Below are 15352 nucleotides of genomic sequence, written 5' to 3' on the forward strand. Positions count from 1 at the left end.
CCCTAGCCGCCGGGCCCCGCCGCCCGACGTCAGTGGTGCGCCCGCGACCCCCGCCGGCCCAAGCCGCGGAGGAGGCCCCTGTGCTCCTCGGCGGAACGGGGACGCGGGGCGGTGCGCCTGTGCTCCCACCCGGCTTCGCCCAGGGGCGGAGCCTTCGTCGCGGACGCGGACGCGGACGCGGCCCGCGCGGTCGCCCGGGCCAGCGGCCAGAACACCACGATCGAGGCGACGCCCAGAACGTAGCCGGCGACGGAGGCCGGGACGATCACCGCGAGCGCCATCACGACCATGGCCACCGCCACCACGCCCTTCGCCGGCCGGTCCATGATGTCGGCGCGGGCGATGCCCACCGCGAACGCCAGCGACCCGACCAGGAAGGCGGTCAGGCCAGGGGTCAACAGTGTCAGGGCCCACGGCCGCACGGCCTCCGACAGGGCCACGGCGTCGATGCCCGCCAGGGCCGCCGTCCCGACGGTCAACTCGATCGCCGCCACCGCGCCGATAAGCACGGCGCTCACGACGACCAGCGGGAAGGCGAAGGAACTCCACCGCTCCTCACCGGCGTCCCGCAGACGGCCGCGCAGCGACTGGAAGGCCAGGACGAGCAGGGCCACCGCCCCCACCGACATCAGGTGCGCCGTGGCCCAACGGCCGGGATCGGCCTCCGCGACCAGCGCGACGGACTCCGGGGTCAGGACGATCCCCGGCAGGTACGGGTGGTACAGGACCGTGGCCACCAGGGCCACGGGGGCGACGGCCATCACGACCGCCCGTGACCAGTTGCGTGCGGGTGTGGACATCGTGCCCACCTCCAGGTCGAGGACCGGTCCGGGTGTCGGTACGGCCCGGACACGGGGGTTCGACCTCCACCCTACGTCGGCGCCCCGCTCCCGTACACGCGCCGAAAGTCCCCTCCGCGACGGGACCGTCCCACGCGGCGTCGGGACTCACGGTCCCTGGACGAGGGCGCCGACCGCCACCTCCGCGGCCTGCGCGACGAGGGCGTCGTCGTACCCCGCCCCCGCCTCGTCGCGGCTGGACATCACCGCCAGGACGAGGGGCGCGCCCTCCGGCGGCCACAGCACGCCGATGTCGTGCCGGGTGCCGTAGCCGCACGCTCCGGTCTTGTCCCCGACCTCCCAGCCCTGCGGGACCCCGGCGCGGATCAGGTCGTCCCCGGTGGTGTTGGCGCGCATCATGGCGACGAGGACGCCGCGCCTGTCCTCGGGCAGGACACCGCCCAGGGCGAACGCGCGCAGGCTCGTGCCGAGCGCGCGCGGGGTGCTGCTGTCGCGGGCGTCACCCGGAAGCGCCTCCGCCATCCCCGGCGCGAACCGGTCCACCCGGGTGACCTCGTCGCCGATCCCGCGCAGGGCCCCGTTCAACCCCTCCGGTCCGCCGAGCTCCGCCAGGAGCAGGTTGGCGGCGGTGTTGTCGCTGTGGCGCAGCGCGGCGTCGCCGAGTTCGCGCAGCGTCATACCCGTGGACACGCGCTCCCGCGTGACGGGGGAGTGGAAGACCAGGTCGGAACCGGAGAAGGTGACGACCCGGTCGAGTCCGTCGACCGGGGTCCGCTCGAGCAGGGCACCGAAGGCCAGCACCTTGTAGGTGGAGCAGTGGGCGAACCGCTCGTCGGCCTGGAACTCGACCGCCTGTTCCGTGCCGGTGTCGATCGCGTGGACTCCGAGCCGGGCGCCGAACTCCTCCTCCAGACGTGCGAACTCCGCGTCCCTGCGGAGGGGGTCGGGCGGGGCGGCCGGTGGGGAGGACCCGACGCTCCCGGTCGGCGGAGCAACGTCGGGGCCGGCCGGGTGGCCGGGGGACGAGCAGGCGGTGAGGGAGATCGGCAGGACCCACAGCAGTACGGCCGACGCGACGTGTCGAGTCGTGGACCACGGCACCGCGAAGCACCTTCTCTCCGTGTGTGGACGGCGACTTCCAGAAGTCTCGCCGCCGGTGGGGACCCTGTCGACGATGCCGGCGGCACGGCGTGTACCTCCCCGGCACCGCCGCACCCGGGAGGTGCGCCCCCGCGGCGCCGCGATACTGGGGCACATGGACGACCTCACACTCTCGCTCCTGCCGCTGACCACCACCGTCGAGGAGGGGGAACGCGACGCCCGTGTCGCGCTCCTGCCCGTCGGCAGCCTCGAACAGCACGGCCCCCACCTGCCCCTGGTCACCGACACCGTCATCGCCTGCGTCCTGGCCCGGGAACTGGCCCGCCACCACCCCGTGCGCCTCCTGCCGCCCCTGACGGTCTCCTGCTCCCAGGAGCACGCCGCCTGGCCCGGGACCGTCAGTATCTCCGCCCGCACCCTGCACGCCGTCGTCACCGACGTCGCCGCCTCCCTCGGCGGCACCCGGCTGGTCCTGGTCAACGGCCACGGCGGCAACCACGTCCTGGCCAACGTCGTCCAGGAGTCCCGCGGCACCATGGCGCTCTTCCCCCAGGCACACGAGTGGGAGGCCGCCAGGAGGGCCGCCGGGATGAGCACGGACAACGACACCGACATGCACGCCGGGGAGCTGGAGACCTCGGTCCTGCTGCACACCTACCCCGAACTGGTCCGCCCCGGCCGCGCCGACCACGTCACCGGCCCCCGGGACCACATGCCGACCCTGGGCCTGGCGCCCTACACCCCCACCGGCGTGGTCGGCCGCCCCTCACTGGCCACGGCCGACAAGGGCCGCCGGCTCCTCGCCGCTCTCGTCGCCGCCCTCGGCGGACACCTGGACGCCCTGACCGCGGCGGCGGCCCGCCGACCGGACGACGACCACCACCGCCCCGGGCAGCCCCGCCAGCAGCGCGAGGAGCCCGTAGAGGACTGACACCGTCACCCCCAGGTCAGCGCCCAGCCCCGCCGCGCCGAACGCCAGCGCGGTGACCGCCTCGCGCGGACCCCACCCGCCCACGTTCACCGGCAGGCTCATCGCGATCAGCGACAGCACCGCCAGCGGCACCGTCTGGAACACCGGGGCCGACACCCCCGCCAGGGACGCGGCGAAGACGAACAGGGCCACGTGACCGGCCAGCGCCGCCACGGACAGCCCCACCACCTCCGCCCCGCGCGCGAGCACGCCCGCGCGGGCGTCGGCCACCGTCTCCCGCAGGGCGCGCCACCAGCGCGGCCGCCGCCTCCGGCCCCACACCAGCCCCGCCGCGACCACCGCGGCCATCCCCGCCAGCACCCCGGCGGACACCCCGACCGCCCGCACTCCGGGGCCGAGCAGGGCGGCCGGAAGCGCGAACAGCAGACCCGCCCCCGCCGCCACCAGGACGACCTGCCCCGCCAGCCGCTCCAGGACGACCGCGCGCACCCCGCGACCCACGTCGCCCGCGTACCGGCCGTGGCTGACCGCGCGGTGGACGTCGCCGAGCACCCCCGAGGGCAGGACGGCGTTCAGGAACACGGCGCGGTAGTAGTCGCCGACCGCCCGCGCGAAGGGCAGCCGCAGACCGACCCCGCGCGCCACCACCCACCACCGCGCGGCGCTCAGCACGGTCGTGTACGCGCCCACCGCGAGCGCCACCAGTACAGCACCGACGTCCACCACACCGAACGCGGACGTGAACGCCCCGGCCGGGAACCACCACACCACCGCCGCCAGGACCACCGCCCCCACCAGCGCCCGCAGCCACCCGGTGCGCCCGAGCGCGCCGGCGGGGCGTCCGCCCCGTGACCCCTCCGCCTCGCGTGCGACCCCCGACGCGTCCACCGTCCTCACGACGGCCCCGTCCCCGGCGGACGCCCCGGACCGGCCGCCCCGGGCAGCACCACCAGGTCCGTGTGGTGGACGACCGCGCGCAGCCGCCCCCCGTCGCACTCCGCCAGCCGACGCTCCAGATACCCCGTCACCGGCAGTCCCGGCTCCTGCTCGGCCGCCGCCCCGACCCAGCCCCGCAGCCACTCCCGCGTCAGTTCGGCCCGTTCCGGACCCAGCCGCCACGGGCTGGCGAACGCGTGCACACCCGCCCCCAGCCCCCGGAACACGTCGGCCGCGGTGTCGACGGCGTCGGGCCCGAGCCTGCCCCCGCGTCGCTGGTGGTCGTCGAAGGCCCGTCCCACCCTCGCGTCGAGCGGGTCGGCGGGGGACAGGTCCACCCTCCCCACGACCGACAGTGTGAGCAGCGCCGGACACCCCGCCGACACGACCGCCCGGGCCAGCGTTTCCACCTCCGCCCGGGTGAGCAGGTCCAACAGCGCCGAGGCCGCCACCAGCGTGCACCCGGCCAGGTCCGCCGCCCCGAGCGATCCCAGGTCGCGCACCCGCGTCTCCACCCGCCCCACGGGGACGTTCGGCCGCGCCAACGCCAGCAGGGCCGGATCGCGGTCCAGGAGCACCCACCGCTGGGACCCGGGCAGCCGGGGAGCGAGCCAGCGGCCGAGCGAACCCGTGCCGCACCCCAGGTCGGCCACCACCCGGCCGTGGCCACGCACCATCCCGACCGCCCGCGCGGACCTGGCCTCGGCGTCCGCGCCCTCGCGCAGCGCCAGCCACTGCGGGGCGAACGCCGGAACACCCGTCGACGTCACCGGCACCCCTCCCTGTCGAGGACCGCGCCCATCGCGCGCGCCGCCTGTCTCCATCCTGCCAACTGTGACCGCCGCCGACGCGCCGAGGTTCGCAGCCGTTCGCGCAACGACGGGTCGGTGAGCCACCGGCGCAGGGCGTCGCCGAGCGCGTCGGCGTCCTCCGGTGCGACGAGGATCCCGGGCCGGTCACCGCCGGGACCGCGCCCCAGTGCCTCGGGCACCCCGCCCACCCGCGCGGCCACCACCGGGACGCCGCGCGCCAGCGCCTCGGTCACCGCCATGCCGAACGTCTCGGCGCGGGAGGGCAGCACCACCAGGTCCGCGGCGGCGTAGGCGGCCGCCAGGTCCGGGCCGGTCAGCGCGCCGGCCAGCCGCACCCCCGCCCCCTCCGCCCGCACCCGTACCCGTTCCGCGTACGCGGAACGGCCGACCGGCCCCGCGCACACGCACTCCCACACCGGCCCGTCCAACCGGGCGAGGGCGTCCAACAGGAGGTCGTGGCCCTTGCGCGGGGTGACCGAGGCCACGCACAGCAGGCGGGAGGCCCCGTCGGTACCCGTGGCCGGCGGCGCGGGGTCGGTGCCCGGGGCGACGTGGTGGACCCGGGCCAGACCGTGGTGGGCGGCCAGCCGACGGGCCGCCCAGCGGCTGGTGGCGACCACCCCCGTCATCCCCAGCACCGCCCGCTCACGGGCGTCCAGGTCGGCCGCCGCGTCCGGGGACAGACCGGTCTCGTCGGCCAGGGGGAGGTGTACCAGGGTCACGATCCGCAGCCGGGCGGCGTGCGGGCCGAGGACCTCGGGCACCCCGCAGGCGACCAGACCGTCCACCAGCACACCCGTGCCGTCGGCAAGGCCCGCCAGCTCCCGGCCCAGCCGCTCCCGGTCGGCGGGTCCCGGCCGGGGCCAGGACCCCGGTACCTCGATCAGGCGCACCGGTCGTCCCAGCGCACCGAGCTCCGCCGCGATCCGCGCGTCGTAGGTGTTCCCGCCGCTGGGCACGTCGGCCGGGGGGACGACGAACGCGACGGTCACAGGTCGCGCTCGTAGGTCGCCCAGGCCACGTGGGACTCGTGCAGCGTGACCGCGACCCCCGTCAGACCGCGCCCGCGCGCGTCGATCCGCTCGACCAGCCGGTCGGCGACGACCTTCGCCAGGAACTCGGTGGAGGTGTTCACCCCGGCGAACGCGGGCTCCTCGTCCAGGTTGCGGTAGTTCAGCTCCGCGACGACGGCGCCCAGCTCCCGTGTCACCAGGCCGATGTCCACGACGATGCCGTCGTCGTCGAGGTCGGGGCGGCGCAGGGTCGCGTCCACGACGAACGTGGCTCCGTGCAGGCGCTGGGCGGGGCCGAACACGCCGCCTCGGAAGCTGTGCGCGACCATCAGGTGGTCGCGGACGGTGACACTGAACAAGGGGCGTCCTCTCGGATCCGGGGGCGGGACGAGACCGGGTCGGCGGAACCGGCTCAGGTGTAGACCACGCGGTGGCACAGGGCGGGGAGCGAACCGTCGGCCAGCCGCGGCAGGATCGACGGCAGCGTCTCGAACGCGCTCTCCCCGGTGACCACGGCGTCGAAGGCGGGGTCGGCGAGCAGTCGCAGGGCCAGGTCGAGCCGGTCGCCGTGGCCCTGCCGTCCGCGTCGGGCGGGGGAGACGGCCCCGACCTGGCTGGCGCGCACGCTCAGCCGCCGGGAGTGGAAGTCCCCGCCCAGGGGCACGCGCACCTCCTGGTCGCCGTACCAGCTCAGCTCGATCACCTCGCCCTCGGTCGCGACCAGCTCCAGTGCCCGGGCCAGCCCGGCGGCGCTGGCGCTGGTGTGGAAGACCAGGTCACAACCGTCGAACGCCGATTCGGGCCCGGCGAACCCGACACCGAGCCGGTCGGCGGTCGCCACACGCGCGGGGTCGGTGTCCACCAGCTGCACACGCGTCCCGGGGATCCCGTGCAGCAGTCGGGCCAGGCAGCACCCCACCATCCCCGCGCCGACCACGGCCACGCGGTCGCCCACCAGCGGGGGCGCGTCCCACAGGGCGTTGACCGCGGTCTCCACCGTCCCGGCCAGGACCGCGCGCCCGGGCGGCACCCCGTCGGGGACCGGCCGGACGGCCGAGGCCGGGACCACGAACCGCGTCTGGTGCGGGTACAGGCTGAAGACCGTGCGCCGCACCAGGTCGGCCGGGCCCTCCTCGACCACGCCGACGTTCAGGTACCCGTACTTGACCGGGCCGGGGAAGTCCCCCTCCTGGAAGGGGGCGCGCATCACCTCACGCTGGCCGGGCGGCACCCCGCCCCGGAACACCAGCGCCTCGGTGCCGCGGCTCACCCCCGAGAACAGGGTGCGCACCAGGACCTCCCCGTCGCCCGGCGGCACCAGGGGGACCTCGCGCACCTCACCCCGGCCGGGGGCGGCCACCCAGAACGCACGCGCCCGATCGCTCATGCCCCTCCTCGTCACGTCCGCTCCGGGGCCGACACCCGCACCCGGCGGGGCCTGACACCCCACAGGCCCAGCACGTCGCGCCCGAACGACCACACCAGGGTCACCAGCGCCGCCGCCACCAGCACGGTCGAGACGGCGGACGGGAGCACCCCCGACGCCGCGACCACCAGGGCCACCCCCTGGAACGCCGCCACCACCTTCCGGGCCCGGCTCGGCGGCAGCGGAGCGCGCAGCCAGGGGGCGGCCAGCGCCGCCGCGCCGAACGCGTACCGCATCAGTCCGATGGCCAGCACCCACGGACCCAGGGACAGGGACACGAACACGCTCAGCACCATGATCAGCAGAGCGTCCGTCTCCATGTCGAAGGACGCGCCGAAACCCGACTCCGTCCCGCTGCCGCGGGCGACCGCGCCGTCGACCAGGTCGAGCACCAGAGCCAGCGAGGCCAGCCCGGTCAGCGTCCACACCGGCCCGCCGCCGACCGCCAGCGCCAGTACGCCCCCGGTCAGCAGTGCCCGCACCAGCGTGACGCGGTCGGCCGCCCCCAGCGAGCGGTGCCCGGCCCGCCGTGCCGCCCACAGCAGCACGGCCGCCCCCGCCACCGCGTACGCCCCTCCCGCACACCAGCCCCGCGGGCCCAGCCCCACGGTGACCGACAGTCCGCCGAGCAGCACCAGCTGGGCGAGGACCGCTCCCGCCACCTGGCGGTGCACGGGTTCACGCACGGCCGGTCTCCGGGCCGGCCCCGTCCAGGTGCGGAAGGTCGTGTCCCAGACGGTCGCGTTTGGCGGTCAGGTAGGCGATGTTCTCCGGGCGCGCGGGAACGAGCAGCGGCACGCGCGTGACCACCTTGATCCCGTGGTCCTCCAGGGCCCTGCCCTTGGCGGGGTTGTTCGACAGCAGCCGCACCGACCGCACCTCCAGGTGGCGCAGGACGCGCGCCGCCGGGCCGTAGGAGCGGGTGTCGACCGGAAGGCCGAGCGCGGTGGCCGAGTCGACCGTGTCCAGCCCGCGTTCGTCCTGGAGGGCGAGCGTGCGCACCTTCTCCAGCAGGCCGATCCCCCGGCCCTCGTGACCGCGCAGGTAGACGAGCACACCCCGGCCCCGTTCCGCGATCGCGTCCAGGGCCGCGTTCAACTGGTCGCCGCACTCGCACCGCAGCGCGCCGAGGGCGTCGCCGGTGACGCACTCCGAGTGCAGCCTGACCAGCACCTCCTCGCCGCCGCCCAGGGAACCGTGGGTCAGTGCCAGGTGCTCCTGCCCGTCGGCGGGGTCGCGGAAGGCCAGAGCGCGGAACGCGCCCCGGTGGGTCGCCAGCTCCGACTCGGCGACCTCGTCGGGGCCGATGGTCCACTCGTGCATGTTCCCCCTCACACACCAGGTGTCACCTCGGGCGGTGCCCCGCCGGTCCGTGTCGAAAACCTCGCGGTGTGTGGGGATCGTGGGCGGGCGCGCCGGTGTCCTGTCGGCATCCGTGCGGGGAGCGTGACGCGGTCCAGCTCAGAGCCGTGGGGCCGGGGCGCTGGCGCGGTGTCCGTCTTCCGCCGGCCGGGTCACGATCGGGGCAGCACGACACGGATCTCGCCGCCCAGGGTCGCGCCGTCCGTCAACCGGAGGGTGGCGCCGCTCCAGAACCGCCCCGGGGCGTAGTACCCGGGGCGGTGCCCGCGCGGCAGCAGCCCCATCGCCTCGTAGGTCAGACCCATGACCTCCGCGCAGTACGTGGTCTCCAGGTCGCGTTCGCGGGCGCGGCGGCCCAGCGGGATCCGTCCCCGCAGCCAGCGGGTGACCATCGCCGCCGAGGACGGGAAGGGCGTCCCGTCCAGGCGGGCCACCATGCGCAGGGCGGCGTCCTCCATCGCGGGTGTGGCCACCGGGTCGAGCTGCCGCAGCCAGCACTCCTGGCCGTAGCGGCGGCCCCACACCAGGACGGCGTCGCGCAGGTCGTGCAGCTGGGCGCCGCGCTGGTGGGTGCCCGTCCACATGTCGACGAGCGAACGCCCCAGCTCGGCGTGCCACATCAGCGGTGGCAGATCCTCGATGGTGAGGGTCATGCCGACGTGGTTGACGGGGCTGTTCGTGCCGATCTGGATGGCCCGGTCGGCCGCGCTCGTGCCGCGGAACACCCACGCGTCTCCGGTCCGGGTGATCGCCAGTGCCTGGTCGAGGGACATGCTCGCTTCCGCCACAGCGCCTAGCCTAGGCGCATGCGATGGAGGAGAGCCCTCGGCGTGGCGGCCTTCGTCGGTGTGGCCGCCACCGGAGCCGTGATCGCCCGAGCCGAACGCAGACGTCGCGCGTACACGCCCGACCAGGTCAGGGAGCGCCTGCGGGAACGCGCCGCCCGGATCGGGGACGAGGGGGAGCCCGATCCCGCGCCGCCCCGCACGCTGCGGGAGCGGAGTGCCGACCGCTGGCGCGCCCTGACCCGGAGCCGCCCCCTGAGAGCACTGGCGGAGCGGATCAGGAGGAGGTCCGGTGCGGTGTGACCACCCGTGTGTCCGACCCCCGTCCTAGGCTCGGTGAATCTTCGGCATCCGTTCCAGGAGGTTCCCGGTGGACCGCGTTCCGACCACCCCCGACACGTCCGACACCCTCCGCGTCCCCGGCGCGCGCCTGTACCACGAGGTGCGCGGGCAGGGGCCGCTCATGGTGCTCGTCGGCTCCCCCATGAGCGCCGAGCCCTTCGAGCCGCTGGCCGCCCTGCTCGCCGCGGACCACACCGTGCTCACCACCGACCCGCGCGGGATCGGCCGCAGCCCGCTCGACGACCCCGGGCAGGACTCCGAACCCGCCCTGCGCGCCGACGACCTCGCCCGGCTCATCGCCCACCTGGACGCCGGTCCGGCCACGGTCCTGGGCTCCAGCGGCGGCGCCGTCACCGCGCTGGCCCTGGCGCAGAGCCGCCCGGACCTGGTGGACACCGTGGTCGCCCACGAGCCGCCGTTGGAGACGCTCCTGGCGGACCGCGACGAGCTCCACGCCCAGACCGAGAAGATGATCGCCCTCTACCGGTCCGGCGACGTGATCGGGGCCTGGCGCCTGTTCATGTCCGTCTCCGACATCGCGATCCCGGACGAGGCGCTCCAGCAGATGTTCGGCGGTGACCGGGATCCGCGGCGGGTCGCCGACGAGCGCCGCTTCTTCGAGCACGACCTGCGCCCGACCACCCACTGGCGCCCCGATCTCGACGCGCTGCGTACCGCCCGGACGCGCGTGGTGGTCGCAATCGGCGAGGACTCGGCCGGGCAGCTGTGCGACCGGACCTCCAGGGCGCTGGCCACCGCGCTCGGTACCGAGCCCGTGCTGTTCCCCGGCGACCACACCGGGTTCGTCGAGGAGGCCGAGGCCTTCGAGCCGCGGCTGCGCGCGGTGCTCGGGAGGGCCTAGGCGGGGCGGCCCCGGGGTCTGGCCGGTGCGGGCGTTTGGGGCTCCTCCGCTCCGGGCAGGCGCCGCCCCGTGGGATCCTTGGGGCATGACCTCGATCGTCGCCCAGCGGGTCGGCGTCTGGTGGCCGCAGACGGACCGGGGCGCACGGGACGCCGACGCGCGCTCCCGGCTCCCCGACTCCTTTCCGCTCCCCTCCGACCAAGACGCCGACCCCTGGCTGCACGACGTGGCGATGCGCGCCCGGGACGGCTACCGGCCGGTCCGCGAACCGGTCGGACCGTTCCGGGGCGGGCGGCCGCCCGGCTGGGGGCTGCGTTGGACCGAACACGACGGCCGCCTGGTCGTGCACCGCGCGCCGACCCCTCTCGCCGCCTTCCCCCAACGCCGGCCCCGGATGCTGTTCACCCTGGAGCCGGGGCAGACCGGTGTGCACCGCGTGAACCACCGGTTCACCAGCCTCTCGCACGAGTCGCCGTGGTGGTACACCGACTGGACCGTGTGGGTCGGTTACCGCGTCCGGCTCCCGGAGTGGACGCGGACCCACCCCGCCGCCGAGGCGGACGAGCGGGTGTCCCTGTACGGCGGTGGGAGGCGCTGAGGGTTCCGGGCGGTCAGAGGCAGCCGCCGATCTCGCAGATGTCCGCGGGCAAGGGGGACACCTTCAGGTCGTCGTACCAGACGTGGCTGTCGCGGACCGGGGCGAACCCCTCGGTGGAGCCTCCGAAGAACGACGAGAAGTAGGCCTTGTCCACCAGGTCGCCGTTGCCCACCAGGCGCAGACCGGTGACCCGTGCGGCGGACGCGCCGTTGTAGAAGACCTCGATCTCCCCGTCGGGGTTGGCCCGGCCCCCGGTCACGGTGTTGACCCTGAGCCGCTGGACGATGCTCACCCACTCGCCCCTGGGGTAGTGGACGTCGGTGCCGTCGACGCGCAGGAACTCCTGGTCGCCGTACGTGCCCTTCTTGTCCATGTGGTAGTAGTACACGGCCGCCCGGCCGTCGCGGCGCCAGATCATCCGCGCGGTGAAGCCGTTCTCCCCGTCGCACACCTGCCCGCCCGAGCACCCCCGCCCCCCGGCCAGCCCCAGCCCCAGCTTCCCGCCGAACGAGCTGGTCCCCCAGCTGAAGTCCTCGCCGAAGCGCGTCCAGAAGGACAGGTAGTACTCACGCGCCGGGGTGAGCGCGAACGGCGCCAGCGCACCGGACTCCCGCGGGCCGATCCTCCCCCCGGGGTAGGACACGCGCAGGGACTGCCCGCCGGTGTGGGCGGGGACCGTGTCGTCGATGAGGGTGCGCTCGTCCATCCCCCTGCCGCGGGTCGCGTGCCATCCGTCCTTGGCCCACTCCGCCAGCGGGTAGGGGGTGCCCGCGACCGGGCGCTCGAAGGTGTTGTACAGGCGGGTGGGCGGGGCGGCGGTGTCGGCGCCCGCGGGGGCGGTCGCGACGGCGGCCGACAGTACCGCTGACAGGAGCGTGGCGGCGAGCAGGGTCCTGACGACCGGCATGGGTGTCTCCGTTGTACAGCGACGGGTCTGGTGGGACGCCGCCGGGTCGGCCGTCCGGGATGGTCGACGCGCGTCGGCGACGCTGCCATCCTCCGTGGTGGAATCCTCGCCGAGCGTGTGCGACACGGGTGGTCGGGGACCGGAGGAGGTCGTTCGGCCGGGGGGAGCGGGCCCCGGCCCGTCGGCCGTCGGGGTGTCCCGGAAGCCGGTGACCGCGCGCCCCGGCGTCGGCCCCCGGGCCGGACCTGCCCGTCGGGCGGCGCACCGGCGGCGGTATCCTGCCCGGGCCAGTCGTACCACGTCCGTGGTCAGGGAATCCGGTGCGAATCCGGAACTGACGCGCAGCGGTGAGGGGGACGGGCGGGGTACGCACGCCACTGGGGCGGGGCGGTGCCGACCGGAGCGTCGGCGCGGCCCGGACCCGGGAAGGCACCCCGTCCGGGTGAACCCGAGTCCGAAGACCTGCTGGCCCCTCCGCGTCCAGTGCGCGGGGGAGAACCATGCCAGGCTCCGCGATCGAGCCCCGACATCCCGAGGCATCCCCATGCTCAGTCACGCCCTCCGCCCCCTCGGCCTGCTGGCCGCCTCCTCCCTGCTGCTCACCGCCTGCGGCCAGCCCCCGGGAGGGGGGAACGACGGTGCGGGTTCCGCCGCCGACCCCGCCGACAGCATCGACAACTGCGGACACGCGGTCCCCCTCGACGCCGCGCCCGAGCGGGTCGTCTCGCTCAACCAGGGCACCACCGAGATCCTCCTCTCCCTCGGTCTGGCGGACCGTATCGTCGGCACCGCCACCTGGACCGACCCCGTCATGGCGGGACTGGAGGAGGCCAGCGCGGACGTGCCCCGGCTGGCCGACGACTGGCCGTCCTTGGAGGTGGTCCTGGACGCCGAACCGGACTTCGTGGCCGCCTCCTTCGTCTCCACGCTCGGCCCCAGCGGCCTCGTCGCCACCCGGGAGCAGTTCGAGGAGCTGGGGGTGCCTACGTACGTCTCCCCGTCCGACTGCGCCGCGGGCAAGGACAACACGACCGGGGGCGACGGCACCCGCAGCGAGCCGCTCACCCTGGACACCGTCTACGGCGAGGTCCGCGACCTGGCGGCGGTCTTCGGCGTGGCCGAGCGCGGGGAGCAGCTCGTGGCGGAGCTGCGGGGCCGGGTGGACACCGCCACCGCCGACCTGGACGCCTCGGACGTGACCCTCATGTACTGGTTCTCCGACTCCCAGGCGCCCTACCTCGCCGGGTGCTGCGGCGCCCCCGGCGCCATCACCCGCGCCGTCGGCGCGCGGAACGCCTTCGCCGACACCCACGACGAGTGGCCCCAGATCAACTGGGAGACCGTCGCCGACCGCGACCCCGACGTCATCGTGCTCGGCGACCTGACCCGCCAGGCCCAGACGGCCGAGAGCGCCGAGGCCAAGATCGACTTCCTGGAGGGCAACCCCGCCACCCGCAACCTCACCGCGGTCGCCGAGGAGCGGTACATCCTGCTCAGCGGCCAGGCGATGAACCCCACGATCCGCACGGTCGAAGGGGTCGAGCAGGTCGCCGCGGGGCTGCGGGACCTCGGGCTCGACCGGTGAGCGGCGCCCGTCTCGCGCTGCTCGTCTCCGGTGGAACGGTGGTGCTGGCCGCGTCGGTCGCGGTCGCGGTGACCGTCGGCCCCGCCGACATCACCACGGTCGACGTCTGGCGCTCGGTCTCCTCCCACCTGGGGGTGGGCGACACCGCCCTGAACCCGCTGCGGGACGGCATCGTGTGGAACCTCCGGATGCCCCGCACCCTGCTCGCCGCGGTGTGCGGGGCGGGACTGGCCCTGTGCGGCGCGGTCATGCAGTCCCTGCTCCGCAACCCGCTGGCGGACCCCTTCGTGCTCGGGGTGTCCTCCGGCGCCTCCACCGGCGCGGTCGCCGTGATCGTCCTCGGATGGGGCGCCGGGGTCGTGTCCCTGTCGGCCGGTGCCTTCGTCGGCGCCCTGCTCTCCTTCGCCATGGTGATCCTGCTCAGCCACAGCCTCGGCGCGACCATGGACCGCGTCGTGCTGTCGGGGGTGGCGGCCATGCAGCTGTTCTCGGCGCTGACCTCGTTCACCGTGCTGACCTCGGCGGACGCGGAGACCACGCGGGGGGTGCTGTTCTGGCTGCTGGGGTCCCTCAGCGGCGCGGGCTGGGCCGACGTGGCGCTGTGCGCACTGGTGCTGCTCGGCGTGCTCGCCGTCTGCCTCGCCCACACCACCACCCTGGACGCGTTCGCCTTCGGTGAGGAGGCCGCCGCGAACCTGGGCGTCCGGGTGGCCCGCGCCCGCCTGGTGCTCCTGTGCGCCACCGCCCTGCTCACCGCGGCGCTCGTCAGCGCCGCCGGGGCGATCGGGTTCGTGGGGCTGGTCCTGCCGCACGCGGCCCGCGCGCTCACCGGCTCCGGCCACGCCCGGCTCCTCCCCGTCACCGCGCTGGCCGGGGCCGTCTTCCTGGTGTGGGTGGACACGGTCGCCCGCACCGCGCTGGCCCCGCAGGAGATCCCCGTGGGAGTGGTGACCTCCCTCATCGGCGTGCCCGCCTTCGTCGCCGTGCTGTACCGGGCCAGGAGGCGGACATGAACGACGCCGACCGTGCCGCGGCCCCCGGCCGCGCCGACGCACCGGCGAAGGAGAGCGCCCTGGAACCGCCCGGTCTGCGCGCCGACCGGGTGAGCCGCCGGGCCGACGGCGGGTTCGTCCTCGACGGCGTCACCCTCACGCCGCGCTCCGGCGAGACCGTCGGCCTGCTCGGCCCCAACGGCTCCGGCAAGTCCACACTGCTGAGACTGCTCGCCGGTGTCCTGGCCCCCTCCGCCGGGGTGGTCACCCTGGACGGCCTGCCGCTGCCCCGGGTCGGCCGCCGCGCCGTGGCGCGGCGCGTGGCCACCGTCCAGCAGAACGCGCACACCCAGACCGAGCTGACCGTCCGCGACGTCGTGGCCCTGGGCCGGATCCCGCACCGCCGCCCCTGGTCGCCCCCGTCCGCCACCGACGCCCGCGCGGTGGCGGCGGCCCTGGACCGCACCGGCCTCACCGACCGGGCCGACCGGTTCTGGCACACGCTGTCCGGGGGCGAGCGCCAGCGTGCCCAGATCGCCCGCGCCCTCGCCCAGGAACCGAGCGAGCTCCTGCTCGACGAACCGACCAACCACCTCGACATCCAGTACCAGCTCGACCTGCTGGAACTGGTCACGGATCTGCCGGTCACCACCGTGGTCGCCCTGCACGACCTCAACCTGGCCGCGATGTACTGCGACCGCCTGCTCGTGCTGCGGGACGGACACGCCGTCACGGCGGGTACACCCGGCCAGGTGCTGACCCCCGCCCTCATCGGGGAGGTCTACGGTGTCCGGGCCCAGGTCACCTCCGACCGCGGCCGTCCGGTGATCCGCTTCCTGCGCCGCGGTCCCGATCCGCGGTCCCCTGCCGGCGGCTCCTGAGCTCCCCGCCGGTACGGGA

Annotated in this window: 17 protein-coding genes, 1 pseudogene and 1 riboswitch; of the genes and pseudogenes, 7 read left to right on the forward strand and 11 right to left on the reverse strand. The window is 75.3% G+C overall.

Annotated features, from left to right (window positions below):
* Positions 1-29: 29 nt before the first annotated feature.
* Both ACTVAJ_RS21975 and bla read right to left on the reverse strand, forming a co-directional pair.
* Positions 30-800, reverse strand: coding sequence for a hypothetical protein (locus tag ACTVAJ_RS21975; RefSeq protein ID WP_470390112.1), 771 nt, complete (start codon positions 798-800; stop codon positions 30-32).
* Positions 801-947: 147 nt separating this feature from the next.
* Positions 948-1901, reverse strand: a complete 954-nt coding sequence (gene bla / locus ACTVAJ_RS21980; protein ID WP_470390113.1) for a class A beta-lactamase — start codon at positions 1899-1901, stop codon at positions 948-950.
* Positions 1902-2055: 154 nt separating this feature from the next.
* Between bla and ACTVAJ_RS21985 the strand changes: the two genes are divergently transcribed.
* Positions 2056-2832: a creatininase family protein gene (locus ACTVAJ_RS21985; RefSeq protein WP_470390114.1), complete on the forward strand. Its 777-nt coding sequence runs from the start codon at positions 2056-2058 to the stop codon at positions 2830-2832.
* 30 nt (positions 2833-2862) lie between these two features.
* On the opposite strand, the pseudogene ACTVAJ_RS21990 reads toward ACTVAJ_RS21985, so the two are convergent.
* The 8 genes and pseudogenes from ACTVAJ_RS21990 to ACTVAJ_RS22025 form a co-directional block, all read right to left on the reverse strand.
* Positions 2863-3828: pseudogene (locus tag ACTVAJ_RS21990) on the reverse strand (lysylphosphatidylglycerol synthase transmembrane domain-containing protein); the annotation flags it as partial.
* Complete coding sequence (locus tag ACTVAJ_RS21995; protein ID WP_470390115.1) at positions 3726-4538, reverse strand: class I SAM-dependent methyltransferase; 813 nt, start codon at positions 4536-4538, stop codon at positions 3726-3728. The pseudogene ACTVAJ_RS21990 and the gene ACTVAJ_RS21995, both read right to left, overlap by 103 nt.
* Positions 4535-5572, reverse strand: a complete 1038-nt coding sequence (locus ACTVAJ_RS22000) for a glycosyltransferase family 4 protein (protein ID WP_470390116.1) — start codon at positions 5570-5572, stop codon at positions 4535-4537. The genes ACTVAJ_RS21995 and ACTVAJ_RS22000 overlap by 4 nt, the downstream gene beginning before the upstream one ends.
* A complete protein-coding gene (locus ACTVAJ_RS22005) occupies positions 5569-5952 on the reverse strand; it encodes a 6-pyruvoyl trahydropterin synthase family protein (RefSeq protein ID WP_470390117.1) in 384 nt (127 codons plus the stop codon). Before ACTVAJ_RS22005 ends, ACTVAJ_RS22000 begins: the two co-directional genes overlap by 4 nt.
* A gap of 53 nt (positions 5953-6005) precedes the next feature.
* Complete coding sequence (locus tag ACTVAJ_RS22010; RefSeq protein ID WP_470390118.1) at positions 6006-6980, reverse strand: zinc-dependent alcohol dehydrogenase; 975 nt, start codon at positions 6978-6980, stop codon at positions 6006-6008.
* Positions 6981-6991: 11 nt separating this feature from the next.
* Positions 6992-7705: a CDP-alcohol phosphatidyltransferase family protein gene (locus ACTVAJ_RS22015; protein ID WP_470390119.1), complete on the reverse strand. Its 714-nt coding sequence runs from the start codon at positions 7703-7705 to the stop codon at positions 6992-6994.
* The gene (gene ribA / locus ACTVAJ_RS22020) at positions 7698-8342 is read right to left on the reverse strand and encodes a GTP cyclohydrolase II (RefSeq protein ID WP_470390120.1); all 645 of its coding nucleotides are present in this window, start codon (positions 8340-8342) and stop codon (positions 7698-7700) included. The genes ACTVAJ_RS22015 and ribA overlap by 8 nt, the downstream gene beginning before the upstream one ends.
* Positions 8343-8533: 191 nt before the next feature.
* Positions 8534-9154: a hypothetical protein gene (locus tag ACTVAJ_RS22025; RefSeq protein WP_470390153.1), complete on the reverse strand. Its 621-nt coding sequence runs from the start codon at positions 9152-9154 to the stop codon at positions 8534-8536.
* Between the two features lie 57 nt (positions 9155-9211).
* Here ACTVAJ_RS22025 and ACTVAJ_RS22030 point away from each other — a divergent pair, with 57 nt between their 5' ends.
* From ACTVAJ_RS22030 to ACTVAJ_RS22040, 3 genes are all read left to right on the forward strand, one after another.
* Positions 9212-9469 carry a hypothetical protein gene (locus ACTVAJ_RS22030; protein ID WP_470390154.1) on the forward strand — a complete coding sequence of 86 codons (258 nt, stop codon included), beginning with the start codon at positions 9212-9214 and terminating at the stop codon, positions 9467-9469.
* Positions 9470-9536: 67 nt separating this feature from the next.
* The gene (locus ACTVAJ_RS22035; protein ID WP_470390121.1) at positions 9537-10370 is read left to right on the forward strand and encodes an alpha/beta fold hydrolase; all 834 of its coding nucleotides are present in this window, start codon (positions 9537-9539) and stop codon (positions 10368-10370) included.
* Positions 10371-10455: 85 nt separating this feature from the next.
* Positions 10456-10968 (forward strand): hypothetical protein, encoded by a 513-nt coding sequence (locus tag ACTVAJ_RS22040; protein WP_470390122.1) that lies wholly within the window; start codon positions 10456-10458, stop codon positions 10966-10968.
* 13 nt (positions 10969-10981) lie between these two features.
* Here ACTVAJ_RS22040 and ACTVAJ_RS22045 read toward each other — a convergent pair whose 3' ends face one another.
* Positions 10982-11875 carry a polysaccharide lyase gene (locus ACTVAJ_RS22045; RefSeq protein ID WP_470390123.1) on the reverse strand — a complete coding sequence of 298 codons (894 nt, stop codon included), beginning with the start codon at positions 11873-11875 and terminating at the stop codon, positions 10982-10984.
* 271 nt (positions 11876-12146) lie between these two features.
* A riboswitch (cobalamin riboswitch) is annotated at positions 12147-12359 on the forward strand.
* A 60-nt stretch (positions 12360-12419) separates the two neighbouring features.
* On the opposite strand from ACTVAJ_RS22045, the gene ACTVAJ_RS22050 reads away from it, so the two are divergent.
* From ACTVAJ_RS22050 to ACTVAJ_RS22060, 3 genes are read left to right on the forward strand one after another with little or no spacing between them, the layout of a single operon-like run.
* Entirely contained in the window at positions 12420-13460 is a 1041-nt protein-coding gene (locus tag ACTVAJ_RS22050; RefSeq protein WP_470390124.1) for an ABC transporter substrate-binding protein, read from the forward strand.
* The gene (locus ACTVAJ_RS22055; protein ID WP_470390125.1) at positions 13457-14473 is read left to right on the forward strand and encodes a FecCD family ABC transporter permease; all 1017 of its coding nucleotides are present in this window, start codon (positions 13457-13459) and stop codon (positions 14471-14473) included. Before ACTVAJ_RS22050 ends, ACTVAJ_RS22055 begins: the two co-directional genes overlap by 4 nt.
* Positions 14470-15333 carry an ABC transporter ATP-binding protein gene (locus ACTVAJ_RS22060; protein WP_470390126.1) on the forward strand — a complete coding sequence of 288 codons (864 nt, stop codon included), beginning with the start codon at positions 14470-14472 and terminating at the stop codon, positions 15331-15333. The genes ACTVAJ_RS22055 and ACTVAJ_RS22060 overlap by 4 nt, the downstream gene beginning before the upstream one ends.
* Positions 15334-15352: the final 19 nt, after the last annotated feature.

The sequence above is a fragment of the Nocardiopsis sp. KDC1DS13DA1 genome (genome assembly GCF_055632325.1).